20 protein-coding genes are annotated in these 16,038 nt (G+C 61.2%); 7 read left to right on the plus strand and 13 right to left on the minus strand.

Annotated features, from left to right (window positions below):
* Positions 1–59: 59 nt before the first annotated feature.
* Positions 60–1,025 carry a 4-hydroxybenzoate octaprenyltransferase gene (ubiA, locus tag ACP15N_RS14990; RefSeq protein WP_425093211.1) on the minus strand — a complete coding sequence of 322 codons (966 nt, stop codon included), beginning with the start codon at positions 1,023–1,025 and terminating at the stop codon, positions 60–62.
* Between the two features lie 13 nt (positions 1,026–1,038).
* Between ubiA and ACP15N_RS14995 the strand changes: the two genes are divergently transcribed.
* The 3 genes from ACP15N_RS14995 (at position 1,039) to ACP15N_RS15005 (ending at position 3,839) form a co-directional block, all read left to right on the plus strand.
* Positions 1,039–1,773 (plus strand): 16S rRNA (uracil(1498)-N(3))-methyltransferase, encoded by a 735-nt coding sequence (locus ACP15N_RS14995; RefSeq protein ID WP_425093131.1) that lies wholly within the window; start codon positions 1,039–1,041, stop codon positions 1,771–1,773.
* 115 nt (positions 1,774–1,888) lie between these two features.
* Positions 1,889–2,437 carry a hypothetical protein gene (locus ACP15N_RS15000; protein WP_425093132.1) on the plus strand — a complete coding sequence of 183 codons (549 nt, stop codon included), beginning with the start codon at positions 1,889–1,891 and terminating at the stop codon, positions 2,435–2,437.
* Between the two features lie 31 nt (positions 2,438–2,468).
* A complete protein-coding gene (locus ACP15N_RS15005; protein WP_425093133.1) occupies positions 2,469–3,839 on the plus strand; it encodes a glutamate--cysteine ligase in 1,371 nt (456 codons plus the stop codon).
* Positions 3,840–3,848: 9 nt separating this feature from the next.
* On the opposite strand, the gene ACP15N_RS15010 is transcribed toward ACP15N_RS15005, so the two are convergent.
* The 6 genes from ACP15N_RS15010 to ACP15N_RS15035 form a co-directional block, all read right to left on the minus strand.
* Complete coding sequence (locus tag ACP15N_RS15010) at positions 3,849–4,376, minus strand: DUF805 domain-containing protein (protein WP_425093134.1); 528 nt, start codon at positions 4,374–4,376, stop codon at positions 3,849–3,851.
* A gap of 161 nt (positions 4,377–4,537) precedes the next feature.
* Complete coding sequence (gene plsY, locus ACP15N_RS15015) at positions 4,538–5,143, minus strand: glycerol-3-phosphate 1-O-acyltransferase PlsY (protein ID WP_425093135.1); 606 nt, start codon at positions 5,141–5,143, stop codon at positions 4,538–4,540.
* Positions 5,143–6,429: a dihydroorotase gene (pyrC, locus tag ACP15N_RS15020; protein ID WP_425093136.1), complete on the minus strand. Its 1,287-nt coding sequence runs from the start codon at positions 6,427–6,429 to the stop codon at positions 5,143–5,145. The genes plsY and pyrC overlap by 1 nt, the downstream gene beginning before the upstream one ends.
* Positions 6,426–7,004, minus strand: coding sequence for a hypothetical protein (locus tag ACP15N_RS15025; protein ID WP_425093137.1), 579 nt, complete (start codon positions 7,002–7,004; stop codon positions 6,426–6,428). Before ACP15N_RS15025 ends, pyrC begins: the two co-directional genes overlap by 4 nt.
* Positions 7,001–7,339 (minus strand): hypothetical protein, encoded by a 339-nt coding sequence (locus ACP15N_RS15030; RefSeq protein ID WP_425093138.1) that lies wholly within the window; start codon positions 7,337–7,339, stop codon positions 7,001–7,003. The genes ACP15N_RS15025 and ACP15N_RS15030 overlap by 4 nt, the downstream gene beginning before the upstream one ends.
* 62 nt (positions 7,340–7,401) lie before the next feature.
* The gene (locus tag ACP15N_RS15035; protein WP_425093139.1) at positions 7,402–8,352 is read right to left on the minus strand and encodes an aspartate carbamoyltransferase catalytic subunit; all 951 of its coding nucleotides are present in this window, start codon (positions 8,350–8,352) and stop codon (positions 7,402–7,404) included.
* A 116-nt stretch (positions 8,353–8,468) separates the two neighbouring features.
* Between ACP15N_RS15035 and ACP15N_RS15040 the strand changes: the two genes are divergently transcribed.
* Positions 8,469–9,251, plus strand: coding sequence for a uracil-DNA glycosylase (locus tag ACP15N_RS15040; protein WP_425093140.1), 783 nt, complete (start codon positions 8,469–8,471; stop codon positions 9,249–9,251).
* A 15-nt stretch (positions 9,252–9,266) separates the two neighbouring features.
* Entirely contained in the window at positions 9,267–9,809 is a 543-nt protein-coding gene (moaB, locus tag ACP15N_RS15045) for a molybdenum cofactor biosynthesis protein B (RefSeq protein ID WP_425093141.1), read from the plus strand.
* Positions 9,810–9,813: 4 nt separating this feature from the next.
* Here moaB and ACP15N_RS15050 read toward each other — a convergent pair whose 3' ends face one another.
* From ACP15N_RS15050 to ACP15N_RS15065, 4 genes are all read right to left on the minus strand, one after another.
* A complete protein-coding gene (locus ACP15N_RS15050; RefSeq protein WP_425093142.1) occupies positions 9,814–10,413 on the minus strand; it encodes a hypothetical protein in 600 nt (199 codons plus the stop codon).
* A gap of 26 nt (positions 10,414–10,439) precedes the next feature.
* Positions 10,440–10,574 (minus strand): aa3-type cytochrome c oxidase subunit IV, encoded by a 135-nt coding sequence (locus tag ACP15N_RS15055; protein ID WP_425093143.1) that lies wholly within the window; start codon positions 10,572–10,574, stop codon positions 10,440–10,442.
* A gap of 82 nt (positions 10,575–10,656) precedes the next feature.
* On the minus strand, positions 10,657–11,727 hold the full coding sequence (locus tag ACP15N_RS15060) for an MBL fold metallo-hydrolase (RefSeq protein WP_425093144.1): 1,071 nt from the start codon (positions 11,725–11,727) through the stop codon (positions 10,657–10,659).
* Positions 11,727–13,442: an acyl-CoA dehydrogenase gene (locus tag ACP15N_RS15065; RefSeq protein WP_425093145.1), complete on the minus strand. Its 1,716-nt coding sequence runs from the start codon at positions 13,440–13,442 to the stop codon at positions 11,727–11,729. The genes ACP15N_RS15060 and ACP15N_RS15065 overlap by 1 nt, the downstream gene beginning before the upstream one ends.
* Before the next feature lie 150 nt (positions 13,443–13,592).
* Here ACP15N_RS15065 and ACP15N_RS15070 point away from each other — a divergent pair, with 150 nt between their 5' ends.
* Positions 13,593–14,558 carry an L-threonylcarbamoyladenylate synthase gene (locus ACP15N_RS15070; protein WP_425093212.1) on the plus strand — a complete coding sequence of 322 codons (966 nt, stop codon included), beginning with the start codon at positions 13,593–13,595 and terminating at the stop codon, positions 14,556–14,558.
* Here the strand turns inward: ACP15N_RS15070 and ACP15N_RS15075 are convergent.
* Positions 14,555–15,055 carry an Lrp/AsnC family transcriptional regulator gene (locus ACP15N_RS15075; RefSeq protein ID WP_425093146.1) on the minus strand — a complete coding sequence of 167 codons (501 nt, stop codon included), beginning with the start codon at positions 15,053–15,055 and terminating at the stop codon, positions 14,555–14,557. The genes ACP15N_RS15070 and ACP15N_RS15075 overlap by 4 nt on opposite strands.
* 63 nt (positions 15,056–15,118) lie before the next feature.
* On the opposite strand from ACP15N_RS15075, the gene ACP15N_RS15080 reads away from it, so the two are divergent.
* Complete coding sequence (locus ACP15N_RS15080; protein WP_425093147.1) at positions 15,119–15,328, plus strand: DUF6356 family protein; 210 nt, start codon at positions 15,119–15,121, stop codon at positions 15,326–15,328.
* 9 nt (positions 15,329–15,337) lie between these two features.
* Here the strand turns inward: ACP15N_RS15080 and ACP15N_RS15085 are convergent, their stop codons facing one another.
* Positions 15,338–15,907, minus strand: a complete 570-nt coding sequence (locus ACP15N_RS15085) for a YqgE/AlgH family protein (protein ID WP_425093213.1) — start codon at positions 15,905–15,907, stop codon at positions 15,338–15,340.
* Positions 15,908–16,038: the final 131 nt, after the last annotated feature.

Consider the following 16,038-nt stretch of genomic DNA (forward strand, 5'->3'; position numbering starts at 1 on the left):
AACGGTATCCCTGCTAACACGTGTCCCGAACTCCTACAAAAGCTGGGGCAGGGGTGCAATCATGCCGCGACGGCGGCGGCCAGAAACAGCGCAAAGATCAACCCGGCATCGCGGTTTGAGCGGAACAACCGCAGGCAGACTTCAGGGTTCTCCGGCTTCAGTTGCCGCAATTGCCACAGCAGATGCCACCCCAGCGCCCAGGCCCCGCCCAACCCCAGCGTGAGGGCCAGAACGCTGGCTTCGGCCACCAGCGCCAACATCACGGCAGCCCCTGCCAGCGTGACGGTTGCGACCAGGAACCATGACAGCCAGCGCGCCGTGTCCTCGCCAAACAGGCGCGCGGTGGATTTCACGCCGATCAGTGCGTCATCCTCGGTGTCCTGATGGGCGTAGATCGTGTCATAGAACAGCGTCCACGTGATCCCCGCGAGGTACAGGATCACCGCAGACCAGCCCAGGGTACCCGCTTCCGCCGTCCAGGCCAGCAGGGCGCCCCAGTTGAACGCCAGCCCCAGAAACACCTGCGGCCACCACGTGAACCGCTTGGCGAACGGATAAATGCACACGATGGCGAGCGAGGCGATGCCGAGTACGATCGCGTTCAGATTGAAGGTCAGCAGTATCCCGAACGCCAGCAGCGACTGGATCACCATCCAGATCAGCGCACCCTTCACCGTAACCTGCCCTGACGGAATGGGGCGCGACCGCGTGCGCGCCACTTGCGCGTCGAAGTCCCGGTCGGTGATGTCGTTCCACGTACACCCCGCTCCGCGCATCAGGAACGCGCCGATGGCGCAGCCGACGCAAATCCAAACCGTCTTGCCATCGAACCCGGTGCCCGAAGCTGCCGCCAGCAACGCGCCCCACCAGCAGGGCAGCAACAACAACCATGTGCCGATAGGCCGGTCCGCCCGGCTGAGGCGCAGATAGGGGCGCGACCACGCCGGGGCCAGCGTGTCCACCCAGTTGCCGCGCACGGCGTCGGCCACGCTGTCGCTGGCTGGCGTTTGCGGATCGTTGCTCATAAGGTCCGGGTCCATGTCGGCAGGTCAGATCAGGCTCTATGTAGACGATGCGCTGGGGGAGGGGCAAACCGTTCCGCTCACCCGTGAGCATGCGCACTACCTTGCCAATGTCATGCGTCGGAGCGCGGGCGATACGATCACGGTTTTCAACGGACGGGACGGCGCGTGGACCGCACGGATCAAGCTTGTCTCGAAGCGGGGCGGCGTTCTGGTGGTGACCGAACAGACCGCGCCGCAACAGGACCCGCCGGACCTCTGGCTGGTCTTTGCGCCAATCAAGAAGGCCCGCACCGATTTCATCGTCGAAAAGGCGGCAGAGATGGGCGCGGCCCGTATCCTGCCGGTGCAGACCGCCTTCACCAATGCGGAGCGGGTCCGGCAGGACCGATTGCAGGCTCATGCGGTGGAGGCCGCCGAACAGTGCGGCGGGACCTTCGTGCCCGAGGTGGCCGCCCTGCAAAAGCTCGACGCGCTGCTGGCCAACTGGCCTGCGGACCGGCATCTGATGTTCTGCGATGAAGCCTTGGCAGGGGACGCGGCGGCGCAGGCGCCACTGGACCCGACCACGCGCGGCGCACCCTGGGCGGTTCTGATCGGCCCCGAAGGCGGGTTCTCGGCAGCGGAGAGGACCCGCCTGCGCGCGATGGACCGCGCTGTTCCGGTCCAGCTCGGTCCCCGCATCCTGCGCGCCGATACCGCGGCGGTCGCCGCGCTGACGCTGTGGCAGTCCAGCCTGGGCGATTGGTAAACAGACTCTTTCCGAAACCGCTCGTCAGAAGTGCTACGTTTTGTAAAACCGGCCTTTTCAGAGTGCTACAAAACGTACAAAACTCCTGCAAACGCCGATGTTCCGGACCTCACCCATGCCATTCCTCCGTCCCGAAGCCCTCGCGCAGATCCTCCGCTGGCGCGAAGCGCTTGGCGCGCTCGGCGCGGTCGGGATCGGTCTCTGGATGTTGCTCGATCCCGGTCCGGTGGTGAAGGGAGTCGGGGCTGTCGTGACCCTTGTGGGCTTGGGGCTCCTCGTTAACGCGCTGCGCCGGATGCGCTTCGTTGCGGGTGATCAGGCACCCGGCGTTGTTCTGCTGAACGAAGGCCAGATCAGTTATCTTGGTCCGCTGACCGGCGGGGTCATGGGGCTGCGCGATCTGGTGACGCTGCGGTTGCGCACTGAAAACAAACAGAAAACCTGGGTGATGCAGGATGCCGAGGGCAACATGCTCTCTATTCCGCACGGTGCCAAGGGCGAGACGGTGCTGTTTGATGCCTTTGCCGCGCTGCCCGGGATGGACATGACCGCGTTGCTGGCAAATCTTAACGCACGGGCTGAGGGCTCGGTGGTTGTGTGGCAGCGCACAGCGGCTGCACCTTCCCTGCGCTTGACTTCCTCGTCCTCTCGCGACACTCCGTAACTTCCTGCCGTCGATCCGGAGCCCCAAGCGCATGTCCATACCCCAGTCCGGTGGCGGTCCCATCGAAAATCACGCGCAACTCGCCCAATACCTCGCCGACGGCTGCAAACCGAAAGAGGACTGGCGGATTGGGACCGAGCACGAAAAATTCGGATATTGCAAGGGCTTACAGAAGCCGCTGCCGTATGATGGCCCCTGTTCGATCAAGGCCATGCTCGAAGGGTTGCGCGATGCATACGGCTGGGCGCCCGTGCTCGAAGGCGGCAACATCATCGGGTTGGAAAAGGACGGTGCAAACGTCTCTCTGGAACCCGGCGGGCAGCTTGAGTTGTCCGGTGCACCTTTGCAAACCATCCATGAAACCTGCGATGAGGTGAACGCACATTTGCGCGAAGTCCAAGATATTGCTGATAAAATCGGTGCGGGCTTCATCGGGCTTGGGGCCGCGCCAATCTGGCGGCACGAGGATATGCCCGTCATGCCCAAGGGCCGCTACCGCCTGATGACGGACTACATGGATCGCGTCGGCACCATGGGCAAGACCATGATGTACCGGACGTGTACCGTGCAGGTGAATCTCGATTTCGCATCCGAGGCGGACATGGTTCAGAAACTGCGCGTCGCACTTGCCCTGCAGCCCGTTGCCACTGCTCTTTTTGCAAATTCGCCGTTCCTTGATGGCAAACCGAATGGTCAGAAAAGCTGGCGGTCGCGAGTGTGGCGCGATCTGGATGCCGACCGCACAGGCATGCTGCCATTTGTGTTCGACGATGGCTTCGGGTTCGAGGCGTGGGTGGACTATGCCCTTGATGTACCGATGTATTTTGTCTATCGCGATGGCCGGTATCTTGACGCGCTGGGGCAGTCATTCCGCGATTTTCTGGTTGGAAAGCTGCCGGCATTGCCCGGTGAAATCCCAACGCTCAGCGATTGGGCTGACCATCTGACAACGATCTTCCCCGAAGCGCGGATCAAGAAGTTCATCGAGATGCGCGGCGCGGATGGTGGCCCGTGGCGGAGGCTTTGTGCGCTGCCCGCGTTGTGGGTCGGGCTGACCTACGATCAGGGTGCGCTGGACGCGGCGTGGGACGTGGTCAAGGACTGGGATGCAGAAACCCGCGAGGCGCTGCGTATTGTGGCGGCCGCGGACGGTCTTCAGGCAGAAACCCACGGTATCAAGATGCAGGACCTTGCAGCTCGGGTCGTTGATATTGCCGAACAAGGCCTCAGGTCCCGGGCACGTCCCGGCGCAGGTGGCATGATCCCGGACGAGACGCATTTCCTGAACGCGCTGAAGGACAGTCTTGCCTCGGGCACCGTTCCGGCAGACGAACTTCTGTCACGCTACCACGGAGAGTGGGGGCAGGACCTGTCGCGCATCTATGCGGATTACAGCTACTGAACCCTGTTCTCAGGCGCCATAGACCGGGTTCTTGCTCAGCCCCGCAATGCGAGAGGCATAGAGCGCGCGAACATCGGCACTTGAACTGCGGCTTTCCACAGGGATGGGCGTCATCTGTGCTGTGGCACGCGTAGCGGGTCTTGGGTCAACCTTTTGCGCCGGGGTGTCGATATCGAAGCGGTTGACCGTAGGCTCGCTCGGTTGGATCAAAAGGACCAGCAGGGCCAATGCGCCGAAAACCGGGACGGCGGCGATCATCATCCACAATCCGCTGCGACCGGAGTCGTGCAAACGCCGGATCATCAGCGAGTATCCCGGCAATGCAAACAGCACAGCCGCCCCAAGCAGCACGTCCGTGTTGCCACCGACCATCGGAAGAACCTGCGCCATTCCGGACATGTTGAACAGCCAGTAGGCAACACCGCCCCCGACCAATGCCTGAAAGAGGAAAAAAGACCAGAAGTCTCCGACGGTCGCGCGTCCTCTGAAGGAGAAGACTTTGGCGTAGGCGGTAGCAACTGCACTCGGGAAACTCATAACGGATCTCCATGGGAACAACTCTGGTTAACCCTGAGAGAACCGCTGAAATGTGGTCTGACTACGGCCAGAACGCCACGTTTGAGAGGCTTATTCATGCAAATTCGACGGAAAATATGGCCAGTGTTTCGCCTGCTTCGCCAATTTGGGGCGCTGCGGGTCTATTTCCGTCCGATCCGTGGTTCTGACCCATCCAGCAAGCGCTGGATGTTCGGGCGGTGCCTGATCCAGACCAAGACGGCGAGGAACGCTGCCAAGGCGGACACACCGGCGTGTCCGAGACCCAGTGCCCAGACCGGAGCGGTTGCCGCCGCGACCAATGCTGCGAGCGAGGAGATGCGCAAGGCACCCGCAACCGCCAACCATGTGCCACATGCAGCCACCCCTACCGGCCAAGCCAGTGCCAGCAGTGTCCCGAGGAACGTCGCAACGCCCTTGCCTCCTTTAAACCGCAGGTAGATCGGAAAGCAGTGGCCGAGAAACGCCATAGCACCGGCAACTTGCGCTGCATCTTCGCCGATTAGCGCGCGCGCGAGCCAGACTGCTATCGCCCCCTTGCCCGCATCCAACACAAGCGTTGCTGCCGCTGCCGCCTTGTTGCCCGTGCGCAGGACGTTTGTCGCCCCAATATTGCCGGAACCGATCTGCCGCAAATCCCCAAGCCCGAGTGTTCGCGCGATCACCAGCCCGAACGGTACCGAGCCAAGCAAATACGCAAGGAGCGCAACCAGGGCGAGAATGCCCGGGGAGGTCACGAGCTCTGGCATCACGAATTCTCAGGCCCGAACACCTGTGCACCTCCGACGAATGTCCGCAAAACGCGGCCTTGCATGCGCGCGCCGTCAAAAGGTGTGTTCTTGGATTTCGAGTTGAGCTTGAAGCGGTCCAGAATGAAGGGGGCATCTGGATCGAACAACACCAGATCAGCGGGTGCGCCGATCGATAAACGCCCTCCCGGCAAGCCGAGGCGCAAAGCCGGGTTGAACGACAACGCGCGCCAAAGCTGCGGCAAGGTCATGTGACCGTTGTGGATCAATCGCATCGCAGCGGGCAAAAGCGTTTCCAGTCCGACCGCTCCTGATGCGGCCTCCTCGAACGGGAGGCGCTTGCTCTCTTCATCCTGGGGGGTGTGCATGGAACTGACCGTATCGATCAGGCCTTCGGCTACGGCCTTGATCACCGCCTGTCTGTCGTCCTCCGACCGGAGCGGCGGTTTGACTTTGAAGAACGTGCGGTAGTTGCCAACGTCGAATTCGTTCAGGGTCAGATGGTGGATCGACACACCAGCGGTGACATCGAGGCCACCTGCCTTGGCGCGTTTCAGCGCGGCAAGTGATTTCGCGGTCGTGATCTGATCGGCGTGGTAGCGCACGCCCGTCAGTTCAACGAGCGCCAGATCGCGTTCCAGACCCATCCGCTCTGCCATCGGCGATACCGCTGGCAGGCCACGCAGCGTCGCGAACTTGCCGGACGTCACGGCCGCGCCCTTGCTGAGGCCCGGGTCCTGTGGATGTGCCATGACCAATGCGTTGAGGCTTGCGGCATAGGTCAATGCCCGGGACAGGATCTTCGGATTTTCGGTCACCGCATCGCCATCCGAAAACGCGACCGCACCGGCATCCATCAAGAACCCCATTTCGACCATCTCGCGTCCCGACCGCCCCTTGGTCAGAGCCGCCATCGGGGCGATGCGCACGGGGCACACACCGGCTGCACGGCGGGTCACGAACTCCAGCGTTTCCGGGTCGTCGATTGCAGGAAGCGTATCTGCCCGAATGACCATCGTTGTTACTCCGCCCGCGGCGGCGGCCTTGCCCGCAGTCTTGAAGCTTTCCTTGTGACGTTCACCCGGCTCGCCGACCTTGACACCGATGTCCACGATCCCCGGTGCGAGGCATTTCCCCTGGCAATCCAGCATGGGCAGGTCAGGCCCGGTTTCCCCCGGTCCCAATCGCGCTGCGATTAAGCCATCGCGCAAAACAAGTCCGCCCGGCCCATCGGTGCCGGTTTCTGGGTCGATCAGGCGCGCATTGACAAGCACGATATCTGTCACGTGGAGCCTCCGGAAACAGCGAGAACCAGAGCAGCCGCTATGATCAGGGCAACAACGACGACCACTGCGATGGTGCCAGTGCCCAAACGCGCCGACTGAACTGGTGGCGCACGATCCGGCGGTGGCATGTTCGCTCGCTCTGGGGTTGGAAGCGGTTTCGCACCTGGCTGTGTCAATGGCGCGGTCGGATAGGTTCCGATCAGGGTGAGGTCCGGACCGGGGCGCAGTTGGACGGCGCGCCCGGCAAATGCCGCCGAAAGCACGAGCAGAACATATCCCTGCAACGCGTCAAGCTTTCCACGGTCTGCGATCACGCTGTCCTCAGTTACATCAAGGGCCTGCTGCAAATAGGCGGTCAGGCCCAGTTCCGCGACATCCGATGCGGGGAACAACTCCACATGGGAGGGATCAACATCAGGTGTGCCCAGCAGGTCTGAGATATACCCGGGGGGCGGGCGCTTCGCTGAGCTGTCCAATTGGCTCAGAAATGTCTGGCGGACGCCGGACAGATTCTGATCGCCATTAACGGCAAACACCCGCACGCGGTCTTTTTCATGGGCGGGCACCTCGATCATGTCCGCACTCGTTTCACGGCATTATCGATCTGTGCGCGGACGGCTTCCGCATCCGCCATATACTTCAAAAGGTGTTTGTCACCACTGCTTGTGATCACTTGAACGGACCCGCCCAGTGTGCGGATCGTGGTGATCTGGTCGAGGTCCATCTGGCGCCAGCCGGGCCCTTCGAGACGCGTGTTGGTCAGGCGCCACTCCACGCTGAGTTCGTCAGAGGAAAGATACCAGCCGCGCAGCGCAATTGCGGCCAGCCCCCCGACCGCTCCGGTCCAGGCGTGGGGGTTCCCCATGACCCAGAGCACACCCATGCCGATGGCCATCGCGATCGCTGCCATGATTGTGTATGCGCGGATATATGCGTCCCGCGAAGGGCGAAATACTGTTTCCTCCTGCGCGGTCACACCATCACTCCAGTGGTTGCGGGAAGGCGGTTGCGCGCCAGAAGGTCCATGGAAGCCATGCGCACCGCCACACCCATCTCCACCTGATCCTGAATGACAGATCGGTTGATGTCGTCGGCAAGAGTTCCATCAATCTCTACCCCGCGGTTCATGGGGCCGGGGTGCATGACGATCGCGTCGGGTTTCGCGTGGGCAAGCTTTTCCGCGTCCAGCCCGTAGCGGTGGTAATACTCCCGTTCGGACGGGATGAATCCACCATCCATACGTTCTCGCTGAAGGCGTAGCATCATGACTACATCGACATCGGCGAGGCCTTCGGTCATGTCTTCGTATACCTCGACACCGAGTTCGCCAACTTGCGAGGGCATCAGGGTGCGTGGCCCGACAAGGCGTACGCGGTTCTCCATCTTGCCCAGTAGCAGGATGTTGGACCGCGCAACCCGCGAATGGGCGATATCGCCACAGATTGCGATTTTGAGCCGGTGCAAGCGGCCCTTGGCACGCCGAATCGTCAGTGCATCCAGCAACGCTTGTGTGGGGTGTTCATGTCGTCCGTCACCAGCGTTCAAGACAGCACAGTTCACCTTTTCGGCCAGCAGATCTACGGCACCGGAATGCGGATGGCGGACCACCAGCAAATCGGGGTGCATCGCATTCAACGTCATCGCCGTATCGATGAGCGTTTCGCCTTTCTTGATCGAACTTGCCGCCATCGACATGTTCATCACGTCCGCACCAAGCCGTTTGCCCGCAATCTCGAAACTCGCCTGAGTCCGCGTCGAATTCTCGAAAAACATGTTGATTTGAGTGAGCCCGGCAAGCGCGTCGGCGTGTTTCACCGAACGGCGATTCAGATCAACATAGCTATCGGCCAAATCTAAAACCGTGACGATTTCGTCGGGGGCGAGGGTCTCGATCCCAAGGAGGTGGCGTGCACGAAAGGGCATGTCGGTCTCTGCTCTGTCTCGCGCCGCTTATAGGCCGCGCGGGGGGCATGAAACAAGTGCGGTTGCGATGGACGACCGCAGCGCTTGCGACTAGGTTGCTGAGCGGGATGCAGGACATGGATTTTCATACCGCGAAAGCGCTCTTGGACTGGCAACTGGAGATGGGCGCAACAGAGGCTATTGGCGATTTCCCGGTTGACCGGACCGCACTTGAGCCCGTTGCAACCAAGGCGCTAGCAAAAGCCGCCTCCGCACCCCTGGAGGCTGGACCGGCACAGGCTGACGCTGCTGATCAAGCTGTGTCAGATGCGCGCCTGTTGGCAGCGCGTGCCGGATCTCTGGCGGATTTGAAGGCAGGACTTGGCGCATTTGAGCATTGCGAATTGAAGCGCGGCGCGCGCAATCTGGTCTTTTCCGATGGTCTTCCCGGCGCTCGGGTCATGATCCTCGGCGAAGCACCCGGACGGGACGAGGACGCGCAGGGGCTCCCATTTGTGGGGCGCGCGGGGCAATTGCTGGACCGGATGCTGGCGGCTATTGACCTTTCGCGCACGTCGATGAACCCGACCGACGCCGTCTACATCACCAATGTCCTGCCGTGGCGGCCCCCGCAAAACCGTGATCCGCGCCCGGAGGAAATCGCGATGATGCTGCCCTTTGTCGAACGGCACATCGCGCTGGCTGGTCCGGAAATTCTGGTTCTGGTCGGGAACATTTCCTGTCAGGCGATGCTGGGGAGAAAGGGCATCACCCGGTTGCGCGGTCAGTGGACCGAAGCCGCTGGGTTGCCGGTCTTGCCTATGTTTCATCCTGCATATCTCTTGCGTAACCCTGCGATGAAGCGTGCGGCTTGGGATGATTTGCTGAGCATAAGGGCGCGGCTCGACGACATGCGCTGACAGACTGGAGGACCAATGAGCCGTATAGACGAAAACGCAGAGTTTGTGCCCATCGGCATTGCGGTGCTGACCGTATCCGACACCCGCTCAATCGAGGAAGATCGCTCGGGCCAGACACTCGTCGACCGCATCCATGCAGCGGGCCATACCCTTGCGGCGCGCAAGATCCTGCGCGACGAACGCGCCGAGATTGCCGCACAATTGCGCGAATGGTGTGCCGACCCGACGATCGACGTGATCCTGAGCACCGGCGGAACGGGCTTGACCGGTCGCGATGTCACTGTGGAGGCGCATCGCGACGTCTACGAGAAAGAGATCGAGGCGTTTGGCACCGTGTTTACCATCGTATCGATGAAAAAGATTGGCACGAGCGCGGTGCAATCGCGCGCCTGCGGCGGGGTGGCCAACGGCACCTATCTGTTCGCCCTGCCGGGCAGTCCGGGAGCGTGCAAGGACGCATGGGACGAAATCCTGCAATGGCAGTTCGACTACCGGCACCGCCCCTGCAACTTCGTGGAAATCCTGCCGCGTCTGGATGAACACATGCGCCGCAAATAGACGGTTAAAGGTCTTCGCGGCCGATGACTTCGGCGTCCGACAGGTCGAGTGTATCCTCGAAATACGTTGTCGTGATGACACCTGGCAGTTCTGCGAAGTCTTTCATCATGGTTTTCGGGAACCATGTTGTCCGCACTGACGAAAATTGCGCAAAATCGTTGATCACAGCAGAGGACGACCTCGTACAGTTTGCTTTGGCAACCGCCCCGTTCGCCTGATAGGCCGCTATGATCGCGTCTGCCGTTGCCTGACTGACGCTGACTTTTTGCTCGACCACGTGAAAATTATCGCGGACGTGGTAGTCGCGGTAATACGCTTCCATCCAGGGGGTGATCCCATAGTGCAGGTCATTGCGTTCCGGCGATTGCGGATGCCACCATGTGCCGGCCGGGTCCCAGATCACGCGTTGGCTGCCATCGATAAGCAGTGCCGTGTGACCACCTTCGTTTTTTTCGGTCTGTATCACAGTGATCAACGTGACGCTGGCCTCGCCACCGTCAGCATATGCCAGACGCTGCACATCCGCTTCGGGCGCCCATTCTGGTTCCGCCAGGCACGCAGACAACAAGAAAATAGCGCAAAGGCTCAGGCAAAGTCTGCGCATCTGGAACAGTCCGATGTGTTGGGGGATCAGCCGTTGATCATATACAACAGGATGACCGCGACGATGATCGCGATCGTTATGTTCTTCGTCAGCTTGATGAAGCCGTTGAAGGTTTTTTCCTGTTCGTCGATGTTCATCGAGCCATGCTCATGCTCTGCCATGGGTGCCTCCGGTCATTTCCTGACGCTTTGACTAGCCTATTGTTCCGGGCCTGTCACGAGGGCACGCGCGGTTGTGAGGTTGTCATTTTGGCGCGCCGGACTGGGGCGCTTGCCACAACCAGACCCCGTTCTCGTCGGCGCGCCGCGAAATCCGCCCTGCCTTGTGCAGATGATTAAGGTGCGCAACTGCTTCTACAAACGCGAGCCCGTATGTCTGGTCGGAGATGGTGCGTTTGAAGAGGAGCGGAAACGTCTCTGGCGCGCGTCGGGGCTCTGACAGAAAGGCCTCTAAGCGCTGGAGCGCGCTGTGATGGTTGTCCGCCAGTTGACGCAGGCGCATTGGAAGTCCGGTGAACGGTAGTTTGTGTCCCGGCAAGACCAGATGATCCTCGCGCGCGAAGGCCTTGAAGCGTTCGCAACTCTCCAACCAATCCGACACGGGATCCGCGTCCGGCTCGGTCACATAAACGCCGAGGTTCGGAGAGATCGTCGCAAGCAACTGGTCGCCCCCGAGGACGAGGCCATCTTCCTCACACCAGAGGGTTGCGTGCTCGGGCGCATGGCCGTTGCCGATTCGGACCGTCCATGACCGTTCGCCAAGCGTCAGAACGTCACCCTCGGCAATGCGGGTGAAGCCTAAGGGCAATGGCGCAACCGTGTCGGCGAAATTGAACGGGCGCTCGGCTTTGCGCTGTTCCAGAAGATGCGGGTCCATTCCATTGCGATGCCAGAAGGCCAGGGTCTCCGGTGCGGGCCTGTTCTGTTCATCCAGTTGCAGCATCCGGGCCATCAGCCATGCTGTGCGCGTCATCAGCAGTTCGCAGCCAAATTGCTCCATGAACCAACCAGCCAAGCCGACATGATCGGGGTGGTGGTGCGTGACCAGTACGCGCGCGATGGGTTTCCCGCCAAGAGGCCCCGCCAGCAGATCAGCCCAAAGCGCCCGAGACCGACGGCTGGCAATGCCGGTATCGATCAGCGTCCAACTGTCGCCTTCATCCAGCGCATAGACGTTCACATGATCCAAAGCCATCGGCAGCGGCAGGCGCATCCACAAGATGCCCGGAGCGATTTCCAGCGCGGTACCTTGGGCAGGGGGGCTCTCCACCGGAGATTGCAGCGGGGCAAACCCGGGTCGTGTGTCATCTGGCATCAGGCGCAAAACTCTTCGGGGCTCAGGGCGTACAGCGCCTTTTCTCCTGCAACGGCCTGCGCTGCAAGGGAGGTGTGTTCCGGCAGAAGCCTCTGCACGAAAAACCGCGCCAGCCCCGTTCGGGAACCTTTGCCGCCTTCTGCCATCGCGGCGGTCAGGTGAAAATGCCCGCCGAGAATACGCGCCGCGCACATCAAGTATGGAACTGCGCCCGCGAACCGCGCATTCATCCGGTCATGGCGTACCAGCGCCTCGGTCGTCTCGCGCAGAGTTTCGCTCGCCTGCCAAACGGGTTCTGCCAGGTCGGGCAACGCGGTTCGCCCACGCTCGGCGCCCGCTTCGATCTCGTCCAACAGGCGGAACATGGCGTCGCCGTCGTCCGCAAGCTTGCGCCCCACGAGGTCCATTGCCTGAATGCCGTTCGTGCCTTCGTAGATTGCGGTTACGCGCACATCGCGCAGGAATTGGGCGGCCCCGGTCTCCTCGATGAATCCCATGCCGCCGTGCACCTGAATGCCCAGATTGGCAACGCTTACACCCGTTTCTGTGCCATAAGCCTTGGTGATGGGGGTCAACAGCGCGGCGCGGGCTTTCGCCATCGCGTCGCCGGTCGCGCGCGACAGGTCGGTCGCCACGGCATTGCTCAGGGCAATGGCGCGGGCCGCGAACACCTCCGCTTTCATCGTCATAAGCATCCTGCGTACATCTGCATGATCAATAATCGCACCCGTCCCGGCAACAGGCGGTCGCCCCTGCTTGCGATCCAGGGCATAGGCCAGCGCGTGCTGGAATGCCGCCTCTGCGACCCCGATTCCCTGCACGCCAACGCCAAGCCGCGCATTATTCATCATGGTGAACATCGCCCGCATCCCATCGTGTGGCTCGCCAACCAGCCAGCCTTTGGCCGAGTCATACTGCATGACGGCCGTCGGGCTGCCGTGCAGCCCCATCTTGTGTTCCAGGCTGACGACCTTGAGGCTGTTGGCAATGCCGGGTTTCCCGGTTTCATCCGGAATGCGTTTGGGCACCAGAAACAGGCTGATACCCTTGGTGCCAGGCTCCGCGCCCGGAAGTCGCGCGAGCACCAGATGGCATACATTTTCCGTAAAGTCTGTATCCCCCCAGGAGATGTAGATTTTCTGACCCGAGATGTTGTAGGTGCCGTCCCCCGCCGCAGAAGCCTTTGCAGCCAGCGCGCCGACATCAGACCCGGCCTGAGGTTCGGTCAGGTTCATCGTGCCGGACCACTCGCCGGAGATCAGCTTGGGCAGGAACAACGCCTTGATGGCGTCGCTTGCATGGTGTTCAAGCGCATCGATTTGCCCTTGCGTCATTAGCGGGTTCAGCTGCAGCGACAAGCAGGCGCCTGACATCATTTCGTTGACAGATGTGGCCACTGCCATGGGCAGTCCCATGCCGCCATTTTCCGGGGTCGCAGCCATGCCGACCCATCCGCCAGAGGCGATCTCGCGGTACGCCTCGGCAAATCCGGGGGTGGACCGAACAACCCCATTCTCCAGAAGCGCGGGATGAAGGTCACCTGCGCGTTGGAGTGGGGCTATCACATCATCACACATTTTCCCGGCTTCGGTCAGTACGGCCTTTACCAGGTCCGGCGTCATTCCCGAATAACGCTCTGTTTCGGTGACGCGGTTCAGGCCAACAACGTTCGAAAGCAGGAACAGATGGTCAGATACCGGGGCTGAAAAACTCATATCGCCTCTTTCCTCGTCAGGTGCTTGCTTTGCAAAGCCGCGCTGGTCGGTCTATGGGCAGGTGTGTGTTTGCAATGACATTGCGTTCCGTGCTCTTGCGGCTCAAGGTGGACGCAGCGTCATTTGGCTTTTCAGGAGGCAGAGGCCCTGATCCGAACGACCCGGCTACTTCGTCCAGACCCTGACGGAATCGTTGCCGCAGCTGCGCTGTTGCGGTCCGGTGGACTCGTCGCATTTCCGACGGAGACAGTTTACGGGCTTGGCGGAGACGCCAGCAATCCGGATGCGGTGGCAGCGATCTACGCGGCCAAGGGCCGTCCGGCGCACAACCCCCTGATCGCACATGTGGTCGACGCGCACGCGGCAGCGCGCATCGCCCGGTTCGATCCGCGCGCCGCCGCCGTCGCCGATACTTTCTGGCCCGGCGCCCTGACACTGGTCCTGCCGGTCCGGGATGCACGGCTACTGGCTCCGGCAATGGTGCCCAAGGGGGCGGGAACCGTCGCTGTTCGTGTGCCGGCTCATCCCGTTGCGCGCGCATTGCTGGCGGCGTTCGGCGGACCCGTGGCTGCCCCTTCCGCCAACATATCGGGCCGGGTGAGCCCGACAACCGCACTACATGTTCGAGACGAACTAGGCGGTCGCATTGATGCGATACTGGATGCGGGACCCTGCGACGTGGGGGTCGAATCGACCATTCTGTCCTTGACCGGTCCTCGGGCGGTGCTGTTGCGCCCCGGCGGTGTAAGCCAGTCCGCCCTGTCTGAAGTGCTTGGTATTCCGATTGTGCAAACTCAGGAGACTGATGTTCTTACCGCTCCGGGACAGCTTGCGTCGCACTATGCGCCATCCTCGCCGGTGCGCCTTGATGCCAGGTCCCGGGGCGCGAACGAACTGTGGCTCGGTTTCGGGGCCGCGTGCGAGGGGGCGGATATGTCTCTGTCAGCGTCGGGCGACCTCGGAGAAGCTGCATCAAACCTGTTTGCGGCACTTCGACTCCTGGACCAACGCGCGAACGGGCGGCGCATCGCTGTCGCGCCGATCCCCGAACGCGGCATCGGAATCGCGATCAACGACCGACTGCGGCGCGCGGCGGCTCCGCGATCCGGTGACTAGATCGGCAATGCTGTCGTGTTCTTGATTTCTTCCATCACAAAACTGGCGGAGATATCCGATGCGGGAATGCGCGCGATGAGCCGCTGGTAGAAACGATCGTACCCCGCCACGTTCGCGACCTGAACCTGCAAGAGATAGTCCAGTTCACCACTCATCCGAAAAGCGCTGCGGATCTCGGGCATCAAGGAGACGGTATTCCGAAACTGCTCGAGCCAACCCGCTGTATGTTCCTTGGCGCGAAGGTGGACAAAGACCATCAGTCCGAGGTCCAGCTGTGCGGCATCCAGAACGGCAACCCGCTGTTTGACCACGCCGCTTTCTTCTAACTGGCGGACGCGCCGCCAACACGCATTGCGCGACAGGCCGACAATATCCGCAAGCGAATCCATGGACCGCGCTGCATCCATTTGAAGGCTTCTGAGGATTTTCAGGTCAAAATCGTCGAATTTTTCAGCCATACTTTGGAAATTATCCCAAATTTTTTGAACTCTCCACATAAATTTGGGACGTATCGCTGCAGGTTTTCGTCCATCTTGGCGACCACACTGAAGGAGGCTTACATGACCCGATTACTGACTCATATCTTCATCGATCATCCCGCGTCTGTGGAAGAGACTTACGCCCAGCACTTCTGGTTTGCCTTGCGCTTTGCTGCACTGCTCTTTGCGGCCTCGGGCGCTGCGTTGGTGCATGCCTTTGTGCCTTGCCTGTTCGAGAAGACCGCGAGCCGGATCTTGAAGACACTGTCTCAGCGCGTCGTCGACAGGTGATCAATCGGGTCAGGCTCGACCACCGGTTGCGGACAGCATCAACGGGTCAATGCCCAGCCGTTCAAGCGCTGTTTGCCACTTGCGTGAGGGTGGAACCTCAAACACCAATTCCGGATCGGCATCGCAGGTAAGCCATCCATTGCGTTGCAATTCTCCCTCCAACTGACCTGGTCCCCAGCCGGCATAGCCCAAGGCCAAGAGGCAGCTTGCAGGGCCAAGGCCACGCGCGAGGTCCTCAAGAATATCGAGAGTCGCAGTCATACCGATCTGAGGGTCGACCTGCAGGGTCGAGCTGTTGCCGTCATAATCAGAGCTGTGCAGAACGAAGCCGCGGCCTGTTTCGACCGGTCCACCGTAGTTGACTGAAACGTCGCGCGCAGTGGCGTCATGCTCGATTTTCAACTGTGAAAGCAGGTGTTCGAAGCGAACTTCGGGCGCCGGCTTGTTCACGATCAGCCCCATCGCGCCGTCCTCGCTATGGGCGCACATATAGACGACACTGTGGTCGAACCGCGTATCGCCCATGCCGGGCATCGCGATCAGGAGCTTTCCACTCAGGCCATCGGTGTTTTGCTGCATCTGCATAACCTATCATTTGATAGGCGCGCCGTGTGGATACAAGGCGCCCATTGTCTCAGGCCATACACCGCACGCAGGTGTTTCTTTTTTGTGATTTTCCACTTGGGTCCAACATCGCCTATGGTTCCGCG

The organism is Tropicimonas sp. S265A, from assembly GCF_049800835.1.
Taxonomy (GTDB): Bacteria; Pseudomonadota; Alphaproteobacteria; order Rhodobacterales; family Rhodobacteraceae; genus Dinoroseobacter.

Coding starts and splice junctions, on each gene's coding strand:
- ACP15N_RS14995 (WP_425093131.1), top strand. CDS start 1,039: ATGTCGGCAGGTCAGATCAGGCTCTATGTAGACGATGCGCTGGGGGAG.
- ACP15N_RS15050 (WP_425093142.1), bottom strand. CDS start 10,413: ATGCGCAGACTTTGCCTGAGCCTTTGCGCTATTTTCTTGTTGTCTGCG.
- ACP15N_RS15030 (WP_425093138.1), bottom strand. CDS start 7,339: ATGGCAGCGATCGCGATGGCCATCGGCATGGGTGTGCTCTGGGTCATG.
- ACP15N_RS15065 (WP_425093145.1), bottom strand. CDS start 13,442: ATGAGTTTTTCAGCCCCGGTATCTGACCATCTGTTCCTGCTTTCGAAC.
- ACP15N_RS15035 (WP_425093139.1), bottom strand. CDS start 8,352: ATGCCCTTTCGTGCACGCCACCTCCTTGGGATCGAGACCCTCGCCCCC.
- ACP15N_RS15085 (WP_425093213.1), bottom strand. CDS start 15,907: ATGCAGCAAAACACCGATGGCCTGAGTGGAAAGCTCCTGATCGCGATG.
- ACP15N_RS15080 (WP_425093147.1), top strand. CDS start 15,119: ATGACCCGATTACTGACTCATATCTTCATCGATCATCCCGCGTCTGTG.
- ubiA (WP_425093211.1), bottom strand. CDS start 1,025: ATGAGCAACGATCCGCAAACGCCAGCCAGCGACAGCGTGGCCGACGCC.
- moaB (WP_425093141.1), top strand. CDS start 9,267: ATGAGCCGTATAGACGAAAACGCAGAGTTTGTGCCCATCGGCATTGCG.
- ACP15N_RS15075 (WP_425093146.1), bottom strand. CDS start 15,055: ATGTGGAGAGTTCAAAAAATTTGGGATAATTTCCAAAGTATGGCTGAA.
- ACP15N_RS15000 (WP_425093132.1), top strand. CDS start 1,889: ATGCCATTCCTCCGTCCCGAAGCCCTCGCGCAGATCCTCCGCTGGCGC.
- plsY (WP_425093135.1), bottom strand. CDS start 5,143: ATGCCAGAGCTCGTGACCTCCCCGGGCATTCTCGCCCTGGTTGCGCTC.
- ACP15N_RS15060 (WP_425093144.1), bottom strand. CDS start 11,727: ATGCCAGATGACACACGACCCGGGTTTGCCCCGCTGCAATCTCCGGTG.
- ACP15N_RS15055 (WP_425093143.1), bottom strand. CDS start 10,574: ATGGCAGAGCATGAGCATGGCTCGATGAACATCGACGAACAGGAAAAA.
- ACP15N_RS15010 (WP_425093134.1), bottom strand. CDS start 4,376: ATGAGTTTCCCGAGTGCAGTTGCTACCGCCTACGCCAAAGTCTTCTCC.
- ACP15N_RS15025 (WP_425093137.1), bottom strand. CDS start 7,004: ATGATCGAGGTGCCCGCCCATGAAAAAGACCGCGTGCGGGTGTTTGCC.
- ACP15N_RS15040 (WP_425093140.1), top strand. CDS start 8,469: ATGGATTTTCATACCGCGAAAGCGCTCTTGGACTGGCAACTGGAGATG.
- ACP15N_RS15005 (WP_425093133.1), top strand. CDS start 2,469: ATGTCCATACCCCAGTCCGGTGGCGGTCCCATCGAAAATCACGCGCAA.